The sequence below is a fragment of the Chitinophaga sancti genome, assembly GCF_034087045.1.
In the GTDB taxonomy this organism is placed as follows: Bacteria; Bacteroidota; Bacteroidia; order Chitinophagales; family Chitinophagaceae; genus Chitinophaga; species Chitinophaga sancti_B.
The window spans coordinates 2,802,519-2,825,621 of record NZ_CP139247.1; the positions used below are offsets into that span (position 1 = coordinate 2,802,519).

Below are 23,103 nucleotides of genomic sequence, written 5' to 3' on the forward strand. Positions count from 1 at the left end.
ATGAAATGTTAGAGGGAATTGAAGATTAATATTTCTTCCCTGATTGGTTCTTCCTCCTGGTGAATACTAATCAGATATGCTTTGTATTCTTCTTCATCTATTTCATCTTCCTCCTGAAAACTTTTGACATAGGAATCAATGTCTATATCATCATATTCCCTCTCAATTGTTCTGTAATCAGGACCGTACATTTCTAAGTGCAGCGCTTTTTCTTCTTCAAATTGTTTCTGAATGTCCTTATACGTTCGCATTGTCATGTTGTTGCTAGTCAATACTTGTAGGGGGGATGGTTTTAGTAGTTCTTCCAATTCTTCATCACTTTCAATTTCGAATTTTTTGATTAATCCATCAATGTATTCATAATACTCGTCGCTTTGCTGCAATTGTTTTTCTAATTCTGTTTTCATTTTTTTGTTTTTATTTGTTTGTTAATTCACTTTTGATACTGGTTTTTGTAATCGTCTATGTTAATTATTTTCGTTTGATAAGACTTAGGTGTTTGCCTAAGCCACTCTATTCTTTCTTTAGACCCCCAAACACTTTTCAACTTTTTTGTTTCCGGTACTTCTTCTTTTTTATTATGTACGATTACTTTTAATTGTTGCTTTTCCATTTTTTGTATTATTTAGCTGCAACTGATTGAATAAGAAGTTGTTCTTCTTTGATTAGTGATATGATGTCTGGTACAAATTCTTCGATAGGATATTGTTTATACCCACCATACGACACAAACATGTTAGTGTGTTTGTTACGGATTGAAGACGAATATTCCCCACCAAAACGAAATGCCCATTCGTCATTGAAATCATATTCATTGTATATATCAATTTTACTAGGTTCTAATTGTATACCTGTTAATTTTTCAATCTCAATGAATTGTTGATAAATCCACCTTGATTTAAAAACCATGCTGCTGTATTCTATCATATTTGTTATTTTAGTTTCTTTGTATTCAATTGTTTGTTCATCAATTCCCTGCTCAACTGCTTTCTTTTGCTCATATAGTTTGATAAACTGTTTCATACTCAACTTCTTACTCTTACTACCTTTTGCATCTGTTTTCCTTGTAAGTTTTTTCACATTGAAATAAGTGTCACCCAATTTGAAATAATGTTTCTCCAATTTGATGTTAGTTTTTGATTCAAACTTAGTTACATTACTATCTGTTTCTTCTTCTTTGAATTCAGTAGGTTCTTCGTATTGTTCAATTTTTGTTTTAACATTTACCCCACCATTTTCTTTGAATGTGTTGATCAATATTTCTTCTCCTACTTTTAAATCTTCTAAAGTTGAAAAATAAATGCCATCGTGTAAGTTCAAAAATTTGATACCTCTTTCAATTAACTTTTTGCTAACGGAATCCAGCATCAAAACAGATTCTACTTCCTGCATAATTTTAGCCCACTCATTGTAATTATGGTTAGTTTTAATTTCTACAATCATATCAAACACACTTGGGAATAATGCTTTAAAGGCTTGCTGTAGCTTGTTTGGCCTCTTGCTATTTTTGCTGAAGAAAAATAATTTGTAAAGACGTTGTTTGTATTTTGATCTATCTTTTTGAAGCATTGATGTTTTTCCTTCCTGTTCTGCTAGTTTTTCATACAACAAACCAGCTTCAGATATTTGTTTGTATTCAATCATGTCATCAGGCAATTCAACACCCTTGTAATTGCTCTTGAAATAATTCTCTACGGCAATTGCAGACAACAACAACTGACAACCAACTACGTCTAAACCAATCAATTGTTTACCATCAAGTGTTAGGTATTGTCTTAGTTCACGTTTGATTGATGTTAAAGGAGAATACAAACGAGAATCTTTGACAGGTCTGGCTATTTTGAATTTATTTTCTTTTTTTAATATTGAATGCAAATAGAAATGGTTAACATCAAACCTTACTTCTTCCTTCATCGAAGAAAAGTAATCATGTACAGTTTGATGCACGCCTACCGATTCTTCAAACATTTTCATTTGATAATTTACAATATCATCATTTGCTATACTTGTAAGGGATTTTGATGTTTTTTGTTTCTTTGAACAATTTTTTTCAATCAATCTTTTTTTAATGAAAGTAGAATCGTTAGGGCATTCATGATTATATACTTTTTTATTATCCCATTCTTCTGTAAAACGATAAGTTCTTGATTTGTTTTCTTTGCTTCCAAATCCCCAATACACATATTGATTAACCAATTCAATAATCCCTTCTTTAATAAAGTAATTAAGAATAGCTTTAGTTTCTTCGCTTGATAGGCTAAGTGTATCTTTAAGCAAAGTAAAATTGATAGCTACTCCATTTTTTTTATATGAGTCTCTTTTATCTATCTTGCTTTCCAATAAATAATTTGGTACATACAGGTACTTGTATAGCAAATTGATACTATCCTGTGTTAGTTTCCCTCTTTTTGTGTATTTAAATTGTCCTTTTCCTTTTAATGTTGATTGAATAGTCTCAATCAATCCTTCTGGTAAAATGAAGCTGTAGTTCTTTTCTTGCATTAATATATTATTTATTGTAGTTCCGGAATTAATTATTTATTTCTTGTTTAAAAAAAGTACCCCGAATATGAATAAACGGGGCATTGTTTTATACTACAATAAATAAATTACCTCTTTTGCTGATAGTTTAAGTAGCAATTTCTTTCGTACTTAAACCACGACATATTTTTAAATAGTGTTGAAATATTTTTTTTGTTTTTCCCTCAACCCTATAATCAAATATATCGATTCTAAAAACAAAAAGCAAATAACAATTAATTTATTTTAATCAATACCAGTAAGTGTTTCAGACGTTTTTTGAAAATATTTTATGGCTGTTTAAAATTAAATTTTCAACTTTTTATTCAACAATAAAGTCAACATGTTCAACTGTGATTTTGGTGTTCTTGAATTGAGAATAAGCAGTAGTGTCTATTCCAGGATTACACATGACAAATGACAATCCAGTTTCTTTTTTTAGCTTTTCAATTTTCTTATTCTCTCTATCTTGATAATATGGCATGCCTGAATAGCTGAATGTGCAACTATTAGCTGGGAGAATCATTGATACATTGTCATTATGCTTTAATGCTACCTCAATACTAGCAATATCAATTTCAGCACCAGTGTACTTTAACCAGTTTCTATTGCTATCTGACTTGCTTATTTTACCGAATGGAGGATTAGATATAATACAATCAATCTTTCCATATTGATCCAAAATGTTATCCCAAATTGATTTATCAAATATATCTCCTTCAATCCAATGTGCAGTAGGGAGTAGCTTCATTAATTCTTAAATAATGAGCTATGCAAAAATTAAATAAAATTAAGGAGTTGAATAAAATGCTAATTATCCACGGTTGTAAGGTGTTTTAAGGCAATGGTAATTATCCAGGTTAAAAAGCCGGTTTTTAATATTCCTTAACTATCTATTCACAATCAATAATGTATATCTATATATTACTTTCTACTATTTATCTATATCATATTCTTATATCTACTTCTTTTATATAATTATCTCTATATGGTTATCTTACTAACAATAAGGGAGTTTGGTGACATACCCTTTATACAGGTTAAAAAGGGGTTAATAGATTAGGTATTAACTGAAGGAATAATTATCCTTATTATATTATCATATTTGTGACGGGTTTTATTAAAAATTTCCTAAAGCAAATAATTTCCACTAACCATACATTACATACAAATCAATTCTTTGATACTTTTTAGCTCCAAATTTCGATTCATACATAAAAGCTAACCAGGTAATTCAAAGAATGATATTTTTTGATTTATTAGCATTTAGGGGTTAAAACTGATTACAATTAGTTGACATTTAATAGAATAATTTATATATTCATCATTCAATAAAATTCCTAAATATGGCATTGTTTAAAGCTACTGTTAAGTCATCAAGAACTGTGAATGGGGTGCGATTAGAAAAAGGAATGACGGTTGATTTTCCTTCTCAATATAGTTCACCTTTAATCACAAACGGAGGTAAAGAAGTAATTGATGCGTTTATGCGTAGGTACGGTGTGGATATTAAGAAAGCTAATGCGGTCAGTTCGGTTTATATTGAAGTTGTTAAAATCAGCTAATGAGTGAAGAAACGAAAAAGGGAGCAATATCAAGTCTCCCCTTTCTATAATCTCTTGTGTGTTTATGGTTTTTTATAAGCACCAAAGGAAATATCATCAGGTAAAGTAAGGAAGAATGTTTCTTTAAACCCTTCGTTTTCAATAGCTTTATCTGTTTTTTTGTGAACTAGTATTTTGTTACCCAATGAATCTAATATAGTATACCAGTCTGAAGTTAGAGTTAAGATAATTTCATACAGGTTTTCTTTAGAATCAAACTTATTAATTTGCACGCTGGCTTCTAAATAATCAATTTTATAAAATTTAGAATCATCTTTAAGAAAATGGACTTTTTGAATGGTAGAAAGTTCTTGTTTTAGCCAGCCATTTATTTTTTCTTCCATTCTTTTTTGTGATTCTAGGTCGTATGCATCCCAAACATAACTTCCTATGAGTGAAATAAGCCAATCGTTAACTTTTCCTATTAATGGATCGGAAGTTATATCAGTGTATACCATCCTTTTTTGAAATTTTACTAAGGCAGGTGTCATATATCTTTTTTGCTTTCAAATTGGTCAAATGATATACCAAACCCAACACTTAACATTTCTTTAACAAATAAGTATAATCTGTATATTATGGGATGATTTATTGCGGCAGAATTGATTGGGAAAATTATTTAGGAAAAAAGAGACTAATTAGGTTACTTTGCCCATTATAGAGACGAAAGTATATTATGCAAATTATAGCATGTTATTATATCGGAGGGATTATTGGACAAATTAGTTCGACTCCCGCCAGCTCCACAAAATTACCAGGTTCATAATCATCGATTATGAACCTTTTTTATTCCCTCATATCTCCACCCTTTCCCCCATCACTTCCAACTGCCCTCTGAACAATTCCCAAAAATATCCCCTCCGCCTGCAAAGCTCCTCAAATCCCCCCCTCTCCACAATCCTTCCCTTCCTCATACATATCACCTCATCCACTTCCATCGCCATAATTGAACTTACCCTATGGCTTATCAATAACAACATCTTCCCTTCAAAAAACTCCTTTATATTCCCAAATATCTCCCGCTCTCCAATACTATCCATCGCCGATGTCGACTCATCCAAAATGAAAACCTCCGCCTTCTTTAACAACGCTCTCGCAATCCCAATCCGCTGTTTCTGCCCACCAGACAAACTCTTACTATTTTCATTTTGCAAATTCACGCCCACCTTCGCCATCACCTCATCTGCTTCCTCATCCCTCTCTATCTCATTCCGCCCATATTTTATATTCTCCAATATCCCATCATGGAATAAATAACTTTCCTGATTAACCACCGCCACTTTATCCATCCAGCTATACGGATTCATCTCCTCCATCGGCCTCCCATTCACCGTAATACTCCCTGCCCCCGGCTTATAAAACTGACAAATCAGATCTGTGACCGTGCTCTTCCCACACCCACTCTCACCCACCAATGCATACTTTTTACCCGCCTCTAACTTTAAAGACACATCCTCCAATACCGCCACATCATCATACTGAAAATAAACATGCTCCAAACTCACCTCCTGAACTACCCCGGGTACCAACTGCTTTCTCTCCTCATACTCCTCAATATGCGAAGGGTAGTCCAATACCTCCGCAATCCGCTTCATAGATACCGAAGCCCGCACCATATCCGAATGCAAACTGAACATGTCTGTCGCCGGACTATACAACCGCATCAGATACTGCATAAAAGCCACAAGAGTCCCCGTCGTCATTCCTGACAACAATACCTCTCTTCCTCCCCACCACAACACAATCACGGGACCCAGCGCAATAAAAAAAGTTAAAACATTCCTGTTCAGCGAAACAAAAATTGTATTCTCCAAAGTCGTCTCTGTCAGTAAATACGACTTCTTAAACAATCGTTTTTCTTCATGCGCCTGCGCATTAAAACTCTTCACCAATCTTATGTTCTGAAAACATTCAGAAAAATATCCCAGCAGATCCGATTCATTTTTCCGCCACTTCTCCACCGTCTTCCTGATACGCGGAGTAAAATAGAACAATGAAAAAAAGATCAACGGAAACACCAACGCAGAAAGTAAAAATAATTTATAATTCAGCCAGCACAACGCCACTATCAAGCCAATAATGGTAAGTACATTATTGAGCAAACGCAGCATACTATTGGTCAGAATATACTGAATACTATCCACCTCATTATGTATCCTATACACAATATCTCCCGTCTTATTCTTCAGATAATACTGCATAGGCATGTGAATAAACCGGCGAAAAAGATCCTGCCTGATATCCATTACAATATGCGTACTCACCCATGAATATAGATAATCCGACCAGAAAGCCGCCGCTATTCTCACTACATAGATCCCTGTCAATACCACCAACACCTGCACTAATAGCTGGTAATTATGTGAAGGGAACGCCTGGTCAATGATAATCTTCAGGATATAAGGAGATGCCAATCCACCTAAACTACTGATCAACATCAGTAGTAATAACAAGACTTCCTTTTTCCAATAACCTTTCAGATAAGATAAAAACCTGCGTAGTATTTTCCAGGTCATAATTATTTATTAGTATGGCCGTCATTGATCACCTTTATATTAAAAGGAGCAGCCATTGTTTCAGGGTGTCTTTTCAACATCAGATACTGGTCTTTCAAACTCCCCGGTAATTTCTCTTTCCAGTAAGAGCATACAGGTTTTCCCTCTTTAATCGCCTCAAAAGCACAAGGCAATTTATCACACACCGGTAAGATCTGACAGTTTTTACAAATATCATTCAGCGACACTTTATCATACGCCTCGTACTTTGAGAATAGCTCTGGTTTAAAACCTTCTGACACATGATGGATATGATTACTCGCATCGTGAATAGTCTCCCAGCATTTCTGTATATACCCCTGCGGATCTATTACCACGTTATATGGGGACACCCATGTGCCACAATCATTCTGTAACGCCGGCAATTTCCATTGTAGCTTCGCTGGCTTCATGCCTTGTGTCACTGCCCACTTATTATACAGTTGCACTTGTTTCAATCTGAAGGCCTGCAGATCATCAAAGAATTCTTCATTTGTCAGGTAATCATTAGCGGCATTCTCAGTGATCTCTGCATAAGGTCTTAACCACGACGGTGCAAAATGCACATTTTTAAAATGATGAGGCCAGATGCCGTAATTATACAGATCAGTAAAGAACTCATCCCACCTCCGTGCAATTTCCTTATCCACATTAATACGGATAGTAATATCCATACAATCCGGTGCCATCGCTATATTCGATAAGATCTTTTTATAATTCTCTCCCTTCATATTCTTCAAAGGTCTCTTTTTATTATGTGTCTCTTCAGGACCATCAATAGTGATCTGCAGATGGTGCACATCATTTTCTTCCAGCAGCTTCCATACCTTTTCAGTCAGTAACAAACCATTAGTAATGATGTTAGCTTCATATGTCATTCCATATTTCTCACAAAACGCTTTAAACCTCGGACTTAACTTTTCAATAGCACCAGCATTGACCAATGGCTCACCACCATACCATACCACACCAAGCGTAGTCCATTTGTCTACCGGAGCTTTTGCTACCATATCCTCCAGATAATTCACAATAGCGTCCATGTTTTCCTCCCCGCGAAGTGATTTATTAGGCTTCTCAAATTCAAAACAATAAGGGCAACCCATGTTGCATGTAATCGTTGTTCCTATTGTAAGACTGATACTGGATGTCTCTTTTACATGCAAATGCTTTTTACCATTCCTGTAATTGTTGATGAAATTTTCCCGCTCTGGCTCACTGATGTCAGTAAGATAATCATGTCCTTTCAGATAGGAGAGGAAAGGGGAGGCATTTATTTCTTCTATACTTACCTGTTGGATACTTGAAAGTAGCTTACCTTCCTCATCATTCAATACTTCCAGGCCACCGTTCAACGTATTATACAACAACCATTGTTGCTCTTCTTCAATAGGCACAAGTACGTTGTAGAAATTCGATTTAAGATATTGCATAGTATCTGTATTAATTTTTTCAAAATAAGCTACCGGGCTGCATGACCCGGTAGCTAGGGGAAAATGATCGTTTAGAAGAGAACATCCTCATCACCACCTATACTACTGTTAATAGAACCACAATTGAACCGATAGGTACAATTGTCATCCTCAGGTACGCTGAGCGTTATAGCGGCAATGCCATCGGTAGCAGGGGCAACCAGCTGCTGACGAGGGTTTTCATTTACTTCTTTCATGATCTTGTGTTTTGATAATGGTGCCTACATTTTTGACGGTTTTCGGCGTTACCGATAGCTAAGGGAAAGGATCGCTTAGAAGAGAATATCTTCCCCACCGCCGATGCTGCTGTTGCCACTTGTGCAACTATTTCTGGTAGTGCAATCGCCTTCTTCAGGTACAGTTGGCTCCAAAGAGGCTCCACCATCGCTGAGGGCAGGAGCTACCAGCTGCTGACGCTGGATTTCATTTACTTCTTTCATGATCTTACATTTTAAATAAAATGATGCCTACTCTTTTTAAAACGGTTTTCGGCATTACCCGATAGCTAAGGGGAAAGATCTCTTAGAACAGGATCTCTTCCCCACCGCCAATGCTGCTGTTACCAGATTCGCAGCTGTTTCTTGTTTCGCAACTTCCTTCAACAGGAGAAACAGGAGTAATAGTAGCTGCAGGAGCAATCAGCTGCTGACGCTGCATTTCAGTTGATTCTTTCATGATTTTGTTTTTTATAAGATGGAGAATACTTTAATTAAAAATGATCGCTTAGAACAGGATGTCTTCGCTACCACCGATGTTGCTGTTTTCAGAACCACAAGTGTTTCTGGTAGTGCAATCACCTTCTACAGGAGATATGATAACGGCTTCGATTACAGGAGCAACCAGCTGCTGGCGCTGCATTTCAGTTGATTCTTTCATGATTTTGTGTTTTAATAATGGGGCCTACTCTTTTGGACGGTTTTCGGCAATGCCCGTCTTATCTGCAGATAAATATCTTATAGCTTCCTGCATTACTTTATCGTTGTAAGGACGCAGGTCTTCCACACGTGTAATGTTGACTGTCACATCTGGTTTAATACCATGGGTTTCAATGATGTCCTGCGGGTTGCTGTAACAGCTTTTGTATTCTATACTGTTTGTATGCACGATCAGCGAAGAAGGGAGTATAATATCGTATTTGGAAGCGACAGACCCGGGTGTAGGAGACGTAGCAAGGTAATGGGTATTTCCCCGCTGTTTCATCGCTTTGATAAATGTTTCAGATGCGCAGGCTGTAACTGCATCACCCAGAATGACCACGGGCATCACAGAAGAAAGCTGATAGTCTTTTTGTGGCAGAATACTGACAGCTTTTTGTTGTTGAGCATTGTCAACATAATTAAAATAAAGTGATGGCTTGTTAATAAAAGCTGAATACAACTGCATGGCCGTAGAAAGCTCTCCACCACCATTACCTCTCAGGTCAATGATCAGTGAACTGGCTTGTTTAAAATCCTGCAGATGATTGATGAATTGCAGGTAAACAGCAGGTTCCCAGGCATTGATCCTGAAATAGGCAATGTTATTGGGATAGCTACGGTATTCAGATTGGATGGGTTTGAAATTATCTGGAATCGCATATTTTTTGTTATAATGGATTACGGAGGATGTTATCACTCCATTGTGTCGCACCGTAAGCAGGCTAGAGTCTGTCGGTGCTCTATCCAGAATTGCTGAAATTATGAGATTGGTTTTCACAGGAGAAATTTCCGTGTTCCCATATTTCGCATGTGCCAGACTATCAAATACCTGTTGCACTGGTTTTCCATTGATTGCTAATACTTCGTCATTCAGATGAAAGGGGTAGGCAACAGTATCAAAGTTTGCAGCAATCGTATATTTTTTTTGAATGTCCATGATCCTTACCGGGCTCTTCGAAAGGGCAACACTATTTGCAGGGCACTTACCTTTATTTTCCAGGTAAAAGTGCATATCGTCAAATGTTATCTGCACATATTGTGTAAGCGCACTTACCAATGTGCAATAATCTTTCCCGCTATCAAAGATGGCATCCATCTCTTTCAGCACGACAACCTTTGATAATTTCTTTTCCGCATAAAAAGGATAATTTTCAACACAGGCAGTCAATAATTTTTTCAATAAAGCTTTATCTTCTTTTTCTCCTCCCTTTATATAGATCCTCGCAGGAAGACCACTGCCATTCACAGTACCAGGTATTGGATGAACAATATTGCTATTCAGATTAAAGACTTCCTGCTCATCGTTGTTTGTCAGGCCTTTAAAGAAAGGAACATTGGCTGTGTATTCATAACTAACCTGGTTACCTATTACAAGATCGCCCACGATCATCTTCCAGTCCTTATTGGCTGGCACTACAGTGATGGCCAGCTGGTCTTTGTCAGGAGTACTGCCTGCTACGACCTTATCCCAGTCTTTAATCGCTAAAGTAGCAGGTATCTGGAATCCCTGAAACGATGGCTCAAATGTTTTCCTGTACCATTTGTGCAGTTGTACACTGTAGAAATATATATAGTAACGTTGGATACCCGCTGTATAGAAACGCGTACTGGCTGCTATATTACTGCTATCCAGGCGAGCCTGTGTACCTAATTCTTTCTCCAATACAAGTACCTCATCTTTGCCAGTGGTAAAATCAGCTTTATTCAATGCCACGCTACAATCAATCGCACTGTTAATGCTATTGATGTGATAGAAATAATAATACTCAGGAAATGGATATGCACTGTTTTTAGAATAACTTTTATCAGCTCTGATATCATACGCTGTATCTATTATCGTGGTTTTGTAGTATACAGCATTCCACTGCGCATACAGAAAGTTTGGACATAGTATGGCCACAAAGGCATACAGCCAGTTAAATTTGGTCCTCATATACTAAAAGGTTCAGATGGAATGATATGAAATAGCGTCTAACGCATAGATCTTATTGAGTTCAGTGATGAGCATTGTTTCAATAAATTCCCATTGATCAGCCGGGGTGTAGCCACTGTGGCGTGATCTGCAAATGGTGATCAAATTGGGGGTAATTGATTTATTTTGCAATTCAGAAACAAACAGGGCAATCCTCTCTCTGATCACATCCTCACTCACATAAGTGGTATCAAGATAGATCTCGTCATAGTCGTTAATGATGAAGTAACACTTGTTATCCTTTTTATCTGCTGATATTCTTGTGAAATGATAGTTCAGCATGTGATAAGGATTGCTTGTATATTCATCATACTGTTCCTGACTGACTTCTATGGAAAGTAACTGTTGTCTGTATGGATTACCTGCGCAGGAAAAGAAGTCGAGATCTATATCCAGCAGCAGGTTGGGCATTGACGGCATTTCATGCACAAGAGCTCTCGAAAAAACAAAGGGGTGTATGGGCGCATTTTCATCAGCCGCTGGCATTCTGGCGATAGACAGTTTCTTACCCTCGTTATTATAAGAGCTGACATACATAGGGATCTCTTCACCTGTAGAACCATTGTGCGTTTGCTTTACCCAGCAAAGTTTATCAATGAGTCCTTTCACAATCGCTGCACTCAGAAATGTATCAATTCTTAATTCAGAATAAGTATACTTTCTGATATCTTCAAGATGTCCGTTTAGCGCATATATAGTGCGTTTAAATCTTCCTGCAGACATGTCCGAATGTTCGTCCACATGCAGCAAGCTATTGTGGGAGGCCGGTATCAGCTGCTGCTGTGCAGCATAGTTCCATACATAAAATGCTTCATGGTGCTCTTCAATTATAAAAAGTGGAATAGCTCTCTTATCCATACGAATGGGTTAATTCCAGGTTAAATAAACGGGTTGACATGCATGATATAAACAGCCTTCCTGCCATTGCTAATGGCTAACAAGTTCAAAATTTGTGATAAAATCTCTCCTATTCAGCGCCGGTTGCGGATCTGAGAGCTGTATCGTTGTTGATAAATAATAGAGGTTATTGCAATCAGGGATATTGATTACTATTGGAAATATTACATTTTCCTCCTCTTACAAGTTGCCAGTTGTGCTTCGAGATGAATTTGCAGGTAAAGCCAGGTTAATGAAATTATTGTATTAGTAATTAAAATGGGGGATTCTGAAAAGGGTCCTTTGGGTTCTCATGTTATTTTGAGTAGTAAACAAATCCGCGCTAAGTAAACTTCCTTTTTCAATTGTTGTAACCAAATATAGGAAAATAATATTGTCAAGTACTCATTTTTTTAAATTTTTTCTTTTGCAGAATTTTATTTTATTTGAGTAGACGCCTTTGTAACTCTATTAAAAAGTTTATCTATCTTTCCAGGCAACCGAAATCTAAATCTATATATCACACCTGTGATGTAACCCATTTTAAGACAAAATAACCCGAACTAAATGAAGATCCTGATTTTACCCTACGTAATTCCTGTGTTCTTTTACACTGCCAATATGAAAGCCCAGGAACGAAAAGATTCTCTTCCTCCACCATCGCCAAAAGACCTGAAGGAAGTAAAGATCACAGGCCGTAAGCAAATGATTGAAATGAAGAAGGAAAAGTTAATTTTTCATATTGCAAACACTGTCAATGAAAACGGATTCAATGCATTTGATCTGCTAAAAAAATTGCCTGGTGTAGTCGTCGACAATCAGAATAACATCATATTGCTGGGATCTTCTGCTACAGTGATGATAGATGGCCGCCCTGTGCAGCTGAGTGCGCAACAGCTAAGTACACTATTAAAATCAATGTCCTCTACTCAGATAAGTGACATGGAAGTGATCAGTAATCCATCAGCAAAATACGATGCCTCCGGAGCAGGTGGACTCATCAACATTGTTACAAAAAAGAATGATAAGTATGGACTCAATGGTACTGCATCTACTACATTCACATATGGATTAAGCCCAAAATACAACAACGACCTTTCATTGAATTATGGTAATAACCGGCTCAACTCTTTCCTCAACCTGACTGCAGCCAATGAGCAATACAACCGTAAGCTCACTTCTGACCGCACTATTACACAGGCAGATGATAATACCGTCTATTACTCTGATAACCTGAATAGCGATAGTAAAACAAATGCTTATTCACTGCGAACAGGTGTTGACTATACCATCAATAGTAAAAGTACACTGGGGGCCATGTTCAGTGGCAACATCTCCCGTGATCGTTCAGATGGCATTACGAACACTGCTATCGGCGTTACGCCGGCATTGATTGATTCTCTGTTGACCTCTGGCATACATGGCAGGGTAAAATCCAGCAATTATTCTGCTAATGCCAATTATCGTTATAAAGATACTTTAGGTACTACGTTGACTATAGACGGAAGCTACCTGCATTTTAACTATGATAACAATACCTTCCAGCCGAATGCCTTTTATACCACAGACAATAAGAAGATAAGAGATGAAGACCTGCGAAACGTTTCTTCTTCCGGTATTGACATCTATGCACTAAAGGCTGATTATTCCGTCAAGCTCCTTAAAGGTCTCTTTGAAGCAGGTTGGAAAAGCAGTATTGTGAAGGCTGCCAATGATTTCAGTTTTTATAATGTGGAGAATGGAGTGGATAAAATGGATACTTCGCAGACCAACCATTTTGACTACAAAGAAAATATTAATGCTGTCTACGCAAACTATAGTAAATCATACAAACGGTTCTCCTGGCAGGCAGGTCTCCGATTGGAACAAACAAACTCAAAGGGAACCCTCATTCCATTACAAAGCAATATAAAGACGGAAAATATACGACACTATGTGAATCTGTTTCCTTCAGCAATGGTATCTTATGATATCAATAAGACCAATACATTTGGGTTATTGTATAGTCGCCGCATTGACAGACCCAACTATCAATATTTAAATCCATTTGAAACAAGGATGACCATCCTCCTGTACGATAGGGGAGATCCATTCCTTGTGCCTCAATACACTGATAAGGTGAGCCTGATGCACATATTCAATAAGTTCCTAACCACCAGTCTTAATTACTCCCACACCAGCAATCTGCTGAACCAGGTCATTGATACTGTGGATGGTTCAAAAATAATATACCAGCGTGCTAACCTGGGTACACAGCGCCGTGTGTCTATAGATATCTCTGGTAGCTGGACTTTCTTTAACTGGTGGAATAGTTACAACTCTCTCAACCTTTACAATAACAGTCTCAAAGGCCGGCAGAAGAGTGGAATCGTAGATATCAACGTTACCTCTTACAGCTTTTATTCACAACAGACTTTCACCTTACCTGCTAACCTGATGGTAGATGTTTCCTGCTCCATCATAGGACCATTTAACTATGGCACTTTTAAAGACGATGCCATGTGGAAGTTAGATGTAGGACTGCGAAAGAAGGTTCTTAAAAACAGGGGTACAATCACGCTGAACGGTCTGAATATCTTTAATCAGATGATTATTCGTGCTCATCTTGATTACGGTGGAATCAGAAGATATGCGGAAGACAGATTTGAAAACAGGTTCGTGAAAGCTTCCTTCGCATGGAACTTTGGCAATCAGAAAAAGCAACCCCGTAAGTGGAAATCAGGTGCGGAAGATGAATCCAAAAGAGCTAAATAGGAAAAGGCGTCTCGTAATGGAGACGCCTTTTTTACCTCCAATACTGAAAGGTAAATTATTGATAATCAATTGTTTATTATGTTTTTTTTATGTGATTATAAAACAGATGAGCTAGACCCCCCTCTTTTTTTGAAATCAACCCAGGTAAAAAATCGAAAAGGCACTTAAAAGATCACGCAAATTCTCCATCGTGCTATAATGAAAAAGGAGGCATCCAAGCCTCCTTAAAAATTCATTTAATCCATCGGGCCATACCACACCACTGTCCGCTTCCCATATGCATCTTTAAACACCGCTTTCACCTCTGCCAATAACTTCTTCGCTTCCACATCCTGTATGCCTGCCACCACAATATAATATCCGCCTGAAAGATTCTTATACGCATTTGAATATTCCACTGATATATAATCATCATTATCGGCATTCCCATCTCCCCTTGCCGGGTAATAAGGGAAATCTTTCTCATCACTACCTCCTGTCTTACACGCTGCCTCACTCAACGTTAATCCTGTCTTCGCATTCGGACCCAACTCCCGCAAATCTAATTTCTTCCCTAGCTTCTTGGCTGCATCTTTCGCCGCTGTCAATGCCTCCTCGTAGCTTTTAGTACTTCTTACTATAATGATCTGCTTGGGAACCTCTGACATCCATTTTTTCTGTGCAAATCCATTTAACGAACAAATAAAAATCAATAAAATTGAAAGGGTCGTTTTCATTACAAAACATAGGTTTTTATATCTGTAAAAATACAATACAAAACTTGCCGGGCTGTACTATTTTGAACAAAAAATAGAAATCAGTCATAAAATACACAGCTTTTTCTTAACTTGAAATGCATATTCGTACTGAAGACAATTAATTGTCATGTTATAATCCCATATATCTGTTCCTCTATGGCGAACTATCAAAATCCCGATAAGGATGTGATCGATGTTTCAAACATAGTCAATCCCGCAGATCTTCGAATCCCGACCCAGAGCAACCAACCCGGACCTGACCAGGAACCGGAATACCTGCAAGACATCAAACTGGGCAAAAAATACGAGACACGACTGAACCTCAACCCGGACGAAATTAAATGGCTCAATTCATTCGATTGCTTTCGCAACGCCTTTAACAGTATTGAAGGCTGTGAAATCGCCATCGTCAAGCTTTTCCTGCTTACTGTAAAATCGCTCAATAAACGCCTGAAAAAGGAAGAGAGCAGCCTTGAACAGGAGATCACCCGCATCCGGGAAAAATCCCTACAATCGCCCGAATACTTCATCGGCTACGATAATACTTATATCCAGCAGGCCGCCGAGGCAGAAGCCTTTTATACCATCTATAAAAAGGCGGAAGCCATTGTAAGAACCACCTGGGGACATAAACGTAAGATCTCCGCTGAATATACCAGCTACAGTACCCCAGCCAAAGACCAGTTTAACAGCAAACTAGGCCCTCTGGTAGACGAAATCGTGGCCTACCTCCAGCCTACCATAGGGGAAACGGACGAGCAGATTGAACTGGAACTAAATGCCGCCACCACCACCCGTTGGAAAGACAGGATGAATGAAATCACCGCCACTTATTCAAAGGATAAAACAGTCACAGAACTCTACCGCCTGGGAACGCAGAACCTGCGCAACCCCGCCAGGGAAAACATCTACTACGAAGCTGCCCGGTTCCTGGCACCATACGACAAACCAGAAACGCTTAAATTTTACCTCCATTATATTTACCACGACCTCAAATCGCCCAAATTTGATCAGAAAGAACTAAATAAATCCATCCAGAAAAAGCTCTTTACAGATGAATCCCAATTGACCGAATTCCTGACCATCGTCAATGGTTTGATCAAAGACCAGAACCTGGTAAGGGCATTGACCCTGGTAGACAAGATCTGCCAGCCTAAACGTCGCAGAATAGAGCTGGATCATGAGCAGATCCAGATGGCTACCCAAGCCCACAGTATTACTGTCGAAACTTTAAATGGTTACCTGCAGGAAGAAGAGGTCATATTCATTCCCGAACCGGAGAAGGAACCCTTACCCGAAACGGCAACCCCTTTAAGCCCGCTACAGGTGGAGTTCTTAAAACTCTTTCCTGACGACTACCAGGTGAGCGCAAGTGATGTAGAAGCATTTGCACTGGGAAAAGGTCTGTTCAAAAACCAGTTGCTCGACAGTATCAACGAAACCTGCTACGAAGTACTGGATGATGTGCTCATCGAAGAAGATGACGATCAATATACTATCAACGTTAATTATTATACACAAATACTCTCCTAAATGTCTTTAAATATTAAGCCCAAAGAAGTAACTGCAATCATTAATTCCTTATTAGGTGGTGTGGTGCCAAAGATTGGCGTACAACATATCACCGTAGGTCGTTCAGCAGAAGTAGATGCTTTCCTGCATGCGCTGGAAGATGTGAAGAATGGCCACAGCATAGTGAAATTCTGGATTGGTGATTTTGGATCGGGTAAGTCTTTTATGATGCACCTGCTCAATACCGTTGCCCTGAAACAAAAATTCGTAGTAACAAATGCGGACTTTACACCTGATAACCGTCTGTATGCAAATGATGGAAAAGCAGTCGTATTGTACTCCGCTATCATGGACAATATCGCTATCCAGACGAAGCCTGAAGGTGGTGCTTTGCCTACCTTATTAGATAAATGGATCGAGCAGATCATGATCCATACTGCGCAGGAAAATGGAATATCTCCTACTGAGATCCGCAATGATCAATATATAGAACTGATTCAGCGAAATATTCTGAAGACGGTGAATGAAGTCACAGAAGTAGGTGCATTTGATTTTGCACATGTGATCATGAAATACTATGAAGGCTTTATCAGGCATGATGAGCAGCTGAGAAGGAATGCATTGAAATGGTTGAAAGGAGAATATAAAACAAAGGTTGAAGCAAGGCAGGACTTAGGTGTTCGGGAGATTATCAATGACCTGAACTATTATGATATGCTGAAGAATTTCACGAAGCTGTTTGTAAGTATCGGGTATAGTGGTTTTATGATCAATCTGGATGAGGCGATCAATTTGTACAAGATATCCACATCTGCGATGCGTGAAAAAAATTATGAAAAGATCCTCTCTATCTATAATGATTGTTTCCAGGGTAAGGTGAGTAACCTGTTTATCAACTTTGCCGGTACGGCTGAGTTTTTGGAGAATCCAAGAAGAGGGCTGTTCAGTTACCAGGCGTTAAAATCAAGACTGGAAACTAATAAATTTGAAAGCCAGTTGGTGCGCGATTTTGCGCAGCCGGTAATCAGGTTGTTGCCGCTGAATAATAATGAAATCTTTGTATTGCTCAAGAAGTTGAAGGCGGTCTTTGAATTGAATTATAACATTACAATGGATGTGAGTGATGAGGATGTTCGGTTATTTATGGAAGAGTTATATAATAAGCCGGGTGCAAATGAGTTCTTAACACCTCGTGAAGTGATTCGCGATTTTCTCAATGTATTGAGTATTATCCGTCAGAATCCGAATATTAACAAGCAACAGTTGTTTGGAGATATACAAGTGAAGGATGAAAGACCCAATGAAACCTTATTAGCTGATATAGAAGAATTATAATCGTGTACGAACTATTATCAGAACCGATTCGGCGGTATGTAAGAGAGCAGGGGTGGGAGGGTTTACGTCCCATTCAATCTGCTTCTATTCAGAAAGTATTACAATCTGAAGATAACCTGATCCTTGCTTCCCGTACCGCTTCCGGGAAAACTGAAGCAGCTTTTTTGCCTATTCTTTCCAGTGTGAATTTTGATGAACAGGGAGTGCAGGTATTGTATATTTCTCCTTTAATAGCGTTGATAAACGATCAGTTTTTCCGTGTAGAAGAGTTATGCAAATATCTCGATGTACCTGTGACCAGGTGGCATGGTGAGGCCAATCGCACATTGAAAGAAAAGCTGGTAAATGATCCGAGGGGAATTGTATTAATAACTCCTGAGTCGATAGAGGCGATGTTGGTGAATTCGGCTTATAAGGCAAAGGTATTATTCAGTAACCTGAAGTTTATTGTGATTGATGAAATACATGCATTCTTAGGAACGGATCGGGGAAAGCAATTGCAGTCACTGCTTTTTCGGATACGTGAATTAAATGCCGGCAATGTCCGTGTGATTGGCTTGTCCGCTACCATTGGCAGCTACAACCAGGCAAAGGAGATGGCTGGTCCTGAAAATACAACGAAGATCTTACGTGATACCACAAGTAAGGTAATAGAAACAGAATTCAGATATTTCAAACAGGAAGGGGCAGAATTACCACTCGCTTTAATCAAAGATCTGTACCTGAATGTATGTAATAATAAAGTACTCATATTCCCCAATGCGAGAGGTCTGGCAGAAGAAGTCGCTGTAAAACTGCATAAGTTATCACAGAAAGTAGGAGGGCACCCTTATTACTTTTCCCATCATTCCTCCATTCATAAAGAGTTGCGCGAATACATCGAAGAATTCGCCAGGAACAATGTCCGTTTTCCGTTTACCATCGCCTGTACCTCTACCCTGGAATTAGGTATAGACATTGGCTCTGTAGATAAAGTAGTACAAATAGATGCTACCCATTCAATCGCCAGCCTGATTCAACGAATCGGGCGAAGTGGAAGAAGAGGAAATGAAACAAGTAAATTGTCATTGTATGCCACCGATCCATGGAGCCTGCTACAGTCAGTTGCCTGTATGACTTTGTTTGAAGGGGAAGGATTTGTGGAACCAATTGAATATACTGAAAAGCCTTATGATATCTTACTACATCAGGCATTGGCATTAGTTCGTCAGCTTTCGGAGTGTACACAGGAAGAACTGGTGCATAGATTATCCATCAATACTGCATTTAAATACATAACAGTCGATGAGATCAGGGAAATATTACGCCACCTGATCCAAACAGATCTGCTTGAATGTATAGGCGGCAAGCTTATCATAGGGGTAGAAGGGGAGAAGATCGTCAATACCAAAGACTTTTATAGCGTATTCCAAACTGATACTTTGTTGAAAGTCCGGTGTCAGGATAAGCCTATAGGAGAAGTCCCATTTTCTTCCCAGATTATAGTTGATAACAATATGCTATTGGCAGCCAGAATCTGGAAAATAGTAGATGTAGATCTGCCCGCAAAGAGAATAACCGTGGTTCCTGCTATGGATGGGAAGAAGCCTTTATTCTCGGGGTCAGGTGCTGATATACATCCCAAAATCCGCGAACAGATGCTGCGCTTGCTGGTGAGGGAGGAAAAGATGCCCAACCTTAGTGAAGATGCAAAAGAAGCAATTCGTCAATTAAAATTGGATTTTGAATTATATACAATTGAAAATCTTGAAACGGATCGCCCTTTGAAAGTACAGATCAAGGATATGTTCTGGTATTCTTTTCATGGCACCAAAGTCAATCGTAGCCTGGCTTTTTTGTTTAACGCTGCTAATATTAAATACAATTTGAGGGAAGATGAAAGCATGTTCGAATTTAAGGCCGGTGACTTTGAATTGATTATTCAAAAGGCCATGAAGGCCTATGATGAACTTGCATCCGTTTTGGAGAGCGCTGTTCAGCATGATCCCCTCATGCTTGCATTTTCAAAATTCGGTAGCTATCTCCCACTCAAATACAAGGTGCATTTAGTAAGAGATAAACGCTTCAACTTCGAAGCCGCCATGGATTTCTTAAGCGCTGTTCACATCTCACAAACTCACTCCTGATAACCTGACCCAGCGGGTTAGGATAACTATCTCCCTACCCGCTGACTGCCATCATTCCCCTCCCCAAATAATCTCCCTATCTTCCCGCCTTACTATTATTTCCGCGTCAGTCATGAATATGAATTACAGACTCATCTCAGGTTTCCTATTACTGCTTTCCCTCTCCGCCCGGTCTCAAAACCCTGTCGCCAACCCGGCTTCACAAGTGACCATCGGCTCCGCCCGCTTTACCATTCTCACGCCCAGCCTCATACGCATGGAATGGAATGAAAAAGCAGCCTTCGAGGACAAAGCCTCTCTCGTTTTTATCAACAGGAACCTCCCTGTCACCCCTTTCCAAAAAAAGGATGCAGGCGAATTTCTCGAAATAAAAACCACCCAACTCACCCTGCGCTACAAAAAGAACGCAGGCAAATTTTCCAAAGACAACCTGAAGATCACTTTCACCCTCAACGGTCGTAAAGTTGACTGGGTACCCGGTCTCAAAGATTCTTTAAATCTAAAAGGCACCACCCGTACCCTCGATCAAACCGACGGTGATGCAAAATTGGAAGACGGCCTCCTTTCTAAAAGTGGCTGGACCCTGATCGACGATTCCAATCAACTCCTCTTCGACGGTGACAAAGACTGGAACTGGGCTACCACAAGAAAAGAAGGTGACAAACAAGACTGGTATTTTTTCGGCTATGGGCATGAGTATAAGAAAGCCTTATACGATTACACCCGCGTAGCTGGAAAGATCCCCATGCCACCTAAATACGCATTCGGCTACTGGTGGTCACGGTACTGGACATATTCTGACACTGAACTCAGAGGCCTCCTCAACGACTTCACCACCTACAATATCCCCATCGATGTACTGATTATCGATATGGATTGGCACTATACCTGGGGACTTAACAAAGACTGGAAAAGAGATATGATGGGCGAACCTACAGGATGGACAGGTTATACCTGGAATAAAAACCTCTTCCCTGAACCGGAAGAATTTTTAACCTGGGCACATCATCGGGGTGTAAAAACCGCTCTGAACCTGCACCCGGCTTCCGGTATCGCTCCTATGGAAGCACAGTATAATTCCTTCGCCAAAGCTTATGATTTTGATACCACCGGCAAGAAGAATATCCCTTTCAAAATAGAAGATAAAAAATGGGCGCAAATTTACTTTGATAGCGTGCTGCATCCTATCGAAAAACAAGGGATTGATTTCTGGTGGCTAGACTGGCAGCAATGGCTGGAAAACCGCAACCTGATAGGCCTGAGCAATACATGGTGGTTAAACTATACCTTCTTCACCGACAAGCAAAGAGAAGGTGGCAGACCACTCTTATTCCATCGCTGGGGTGGTTTAGGTAACCATCGTTACCAGATCGGTTTCTCTGGCGATAGCCGCAGTACCTGGGCTTCACTGGCTTACCAGCCATACTTTACAGCTACTGCAAGCAACGTAGGTTATGGCTATTGGAGTCATGATATCGGTGGCCACGTAGCCGATAATCCTGATCCTGAATTGTACCTCCGCTGGATCCAGTTTGGTACATTCAGCCCGATATTCAGAACCCACTGTTCAAAGAGTGCTTTCAACGAACGCCGGATCTGGAAGTTCCCTGAACACTATAAAATGATGCTGAAAGCTTACGAGCTCAGGTATGCACTAAATCCTTATATCTACACGGCTTCACACGAAGCTTTTGATTCAGGTGTATCCATCTGCCGTCCTATGTACTACGACTATCCGGAATCACCGGAAGCTTATACAGCCAAAGAGCAGTATTTGTTCGGCGATGATATGATCGTGGCGCCAATTACAGCAAAAGCAGATAGTATCACACATCTTGCAGGTAAAAAGGTTTGGTTACCTGCTGGTCAATGGTTCGATTATTTCTCCGGTGGCCTGACTACAGGAAACAAATTTGTAGAAAATAAATACACACTGGACCAGGTACCCGTATTTATCAAAGCAGGAAGTATTATTCCGATGTATGGAAATATTAAAAACCTGCAAAAGCAATCAGACACGCTGATATTGACTGTAATACCTGGTGGTAGTGGTGCTACGAAGTTATATGAAGATGATGGGAACTCTGAAGAATACAAAGACAAAGGTTACAGCTTCACTGCTATCAGAAATGTAGTGGCTGCGGATGGTGCGATGGTATTGACGATCTCTCCCCGCGAAGGAAGTTATAAAGGAATGCCTGCAGGTAGAAGTTACGAAATAAAATATCCTTCTATCTTTCCTCCTGCCAGTATATCTGTCAATGGTCAGCCTGCCACCTATACATATTCAGCTGACAGACTGATGGCTACTATAAGTATCCCTGCTACTTCCTGTGCAGAACAAATCCAGGTAAAAGTAATACCTAATGCTGCAGGCAAAGGAAAAGAAGACCTGCTCTACAAAGCAGCGTTGATATTATCCCGCTTATCACAATCTACAGAAGATATGAAGTATGAAACTGCCAGGATAGACTGGGTTGCGAATACTTCAGATTGTATCCTGGCACTGTCTGCTATTCCAGGTATGATCAATTATCATCCTGAGCAAACAGTAGCATTGGTTGAGCAATTAAATAACGAAATTCTCCCTTGTATACAAACAATGAAAGCTTATCCAGGGGTGGATGCAAACACTCTCAGAAAAATAACAGCGCCACTGGAAGCAGCGGGTAAATAAAAAGGCATATATGTAAAGCTACAAGAAAACAGATATTAGAAATAAAAGGGTTCATGATCTCGTTCATGAA

At 39.1% G+C, this 23,103-nt stretch carries 20 protein-coding genes; 6 read left to right on the forward strand and 14 right to left on the reverse strand.

Annotation, left to right across the window (positions count from 1 at the left end):
- Nucleotides 1–8: 8 nt before the first annotated feature.
- The 4 genes from SIO70_RS11780 to SIO70_RS11795 all read right to left on the reverse strand — a co-directional run bounded on the left by SIO70_RS11780 (nt 9) and on the right by SIO70_RS11795 (nt 3,271).
- Nucleotides 9–407: a hypothetical protein gene (locus SIO70_RS11780; RefSeq protein ID WP_320581054.1), complete on the reverse strand. Its 399-nt coding sequence runs from the start codon at nt 405–407 to the stop codon at nt 9–11.
- A 26-nt stretch (nt 408–433) separates the two neighbouring features.
- Nucleotides 434–613, reverse strand: coding sequence for a hypothetical protein (locus SIO70_RS11785; protein WP_320581055.1), 180 nt, complete (start codon nt 611–613; stop codon nt 434–436).
- A gap of 8 nt (nt 614–621) precedes the next feature.
- Complete coding sequence (locus SIO70_RS11790; RefSeq protein ID WP_320581056.1) at nt 622–2,502, reverse strand: hypothetical protein; 1,881 nt, start codon at nt 2,500–2,502, stop codon at nt 622–624.
- A gap of 340 nt (nt 2,503–2,842) precedes the next feature.
- Nucleotides 2,843–3,271, reverse strand: coding sequence for a hypothetical protein (locus SIO70_RS11795; protein ID WP_320581057.1), 429 nt, complete (start codon nt 3,269–3,271; stop codon nt 2,843–2,845).
- Nucleotides 3,272–3,866: 595 nt separating this feature from the next.
- Between SIO70_RS11795 and SIO70_RS11800 the strand changes: the two genes are divergently transcribed.
- Nucleotides 3,867–4,085 carry a DUF6140 family protein gene (locus SIO70_RS11800; protein ID WP_320581058.1) on the forward strand — a complete coding sequence of 73 codons (219 nt, stop codon included), beginning with the start codon at nt 3,867–3,869 and terminating at the stop codon, nt 4,083–4,085.
- Nucleotides 4,086–4,147: 62 nt separating this feature from the next.
- Here SIO70_RS11800 and SIO70_RS11805 read toward each other — a convergent pair whose 3' ends face one another.
- The 9 genes from SIO70_RS11805 to SIO70_RS11845 all read right to left on the reverse strand — a co-directional run bounded on the left by SIO70_RS11805 (nt 4,148) and on the right by SIO70_RS11845 (nt 11,874).
- The gene (locus tag SIO70_RS11805) at nt 4,148–4,615 is read right to left on the reverse strand and encodes a hypothetical protein (RefSeq protein WP_320581059.1); all 468 of its coding nucleotides are present in this window, start codon (nt 4,613–4,615) and stop codon (nt 4,148–4,150) included.
- A gap of 303 nt (nt 4,616–4,918) precedes the next feature.
- Complete coding sequence (locus SIO70_RS11810; protein WP_320581060.1) at nt 4,919–6,640, reverse strand: ABC transporter ATP-binding protein; 1,722 nt, start codon at nt 6,638–6,640, stop codon at nt 4,919–4,921.
- 2 nt (nt 6,641–6,642) lie between these two features.
- Nucleotides 6,643–8,088, reverse strand: a complete 1,446-nt coding sequence (locus SIO70_RS11815) for a radical SAM/SPASM domain-containing protein (RefSeq protein WP_320581061.1) — start codon at nt 8,086–8,088, stop codon at nt 6,643–6,645.
- Nucleotides 8,089–8,159: 71 nt separating this feature from the next.
- Nucleotides 8,160–8,324 (reverse strand): hypothetical protein, encoded by a 165-nt coding sequence (locus SIO70_RS11820; protein ID WP_320581062.1) that lies wholly within the window; start codon nt 8,322–8,324, stop codon nt 8,160–8,162.
- A gap of 75 nt (nt 8,325–8,399) precedes the next feature.
- Complete coding sequence (locus SIO70_RS11825; RefSeq protein WP_320581063.1) at nt 8,400–8,567, reverse strand: hypothetical protein; 168 nt, start codon at nt 8,565–8,567, stop codon at nt 8,400–8,402.
- 82 nt (nt 8,568–8,649) lie between these two features.
- Nucleotides 8,650–8,802 (reverse strand): hypothetical protein, encoded by a 153-nt coding sequence (locus SIO70_RS11830; RefSeq protein WP_320581064.1) that lies wholly within the window; start codon nt 8,800–8,802, stop codon nt 8,650–8,652.
- Nucleotides 8,803–8,850: 48 nt separating this feature from the next.
- Entirely contained in the window at nt 8,851–9,003 is a 153-nt protein-coding gene (locus SIO70_RS11835) for a hypothetical protein (protein ID WP_320581065.1), read from the reverse strand.
- Between the two features lie 24 nt (nt 9,004–9,027).
- The gene (locus SIO70_RS11840) at nt 9,028–10,977 is read right to left on the reverse strand and encodes a S41 family peptidase (RefSeq protein WP_320581066.1); all 1,950 of its coding nucleotides are present in this window, start codon (nt 10,975–10,977) and stop codon (nt 9,028–9,030) included.
- A 12-nt stretch (nt 10,978–10,989) separates the two neighbouring features.
- Nucleotides 10,990–11,874, reverse strand: coding sequence for a UPF0489 family protein (locus SIO70_RS11845; RefSeq protein WP_320581067.1), 885 nt, complete (start codon nt 11,872–11,874; stop codon nt 10,990–10,992).
- Between the two features lie 585 nt (nt 11,875–12,459).
- On the opposite strand from SIO70_RS11845, the gene SIO70_RS11850 reads away from it, so the two are divergent.
- Nucleotides 12,460–14,646 (forward strand): outer membrane beta-barrel protein, encoded by a 2,187-nt coding sequence (locus SIO70_RS11850; RefSeq protein WP_320581068.1) that lies wholly within the window; start codon nt 12,460–12,462, stop codon nt 14,644–14,646.
- 236 nt (nt 14,647–14,882) lie between these two features.
- On the opposite strand, the gene SIO70_RS11855 is transcribed toward SIO70_RS11850, so the two are convergent.
- Entirely contained in the window at nt 14,883–15,293 is a 411-nt protein-coding gene (locus tag SIO70_RS11855) for a hypothetical protein (protein ID WP_320581069.1), read from the reverse strand.
- Nucleotides 15,294–15,539: 246 nt separating this feature from the next.
- On the opposite strand from SIO70_RS11855, the gene SIO70_RS11860 reads away from it, so the two are divergent.
- From SIO70_RS11860 to SIO70_RS11875, 4 genes are all read left to right on the forward strand, one after another.
- On the forward strand, nt 15,540–16,916 hold the full coding sequence (locus SIO70_RS11860) for a tellurite resistance TerB C-terminal domain-containing protein (protein WP_320581070.1): 1,377 nt from the start codon (nt 15,540–15,542) through the stop codon (nt 16,914–16,916).
- Complete coding sequence (locus SIO70_RS11865) at nt 16,917–18,230, forward strand: ATP-binding protein (RefSeq protein WP_320581071.1); 1,314 nt, start codon at nt 16,917–16,919, stop codon at nt 18,228–18,230.
- A gap of 2 nt (nt 18,231–18,232) precedes the next feature.
- On the forward strand, nt 18,233–20,356 hold the full coding sequence (locus SIO70_RS11870; RefSeq protein WP_320581072.1) for a DEAD/DEAH box helicase: 2,124 nt from the start codon (nt 18,233–18,235) through the stop codon (nt 20,354–20,356).
- Nucleotides 20,357–20,468: 112 nt separating this feature from the next.
- A complete protein-coding gene (locus SIO70_RS11875) occupies nt 20,469–23,033 on the forward strand; it encodes a glycoside hydrolase family 31 protein (RefSeq protein ID WP_320581073.1) in 2,565 nt (854 codons plus the stop codon).
- Nucleotides 23,034–23,103: the final 70 nt, after the last annotated feature.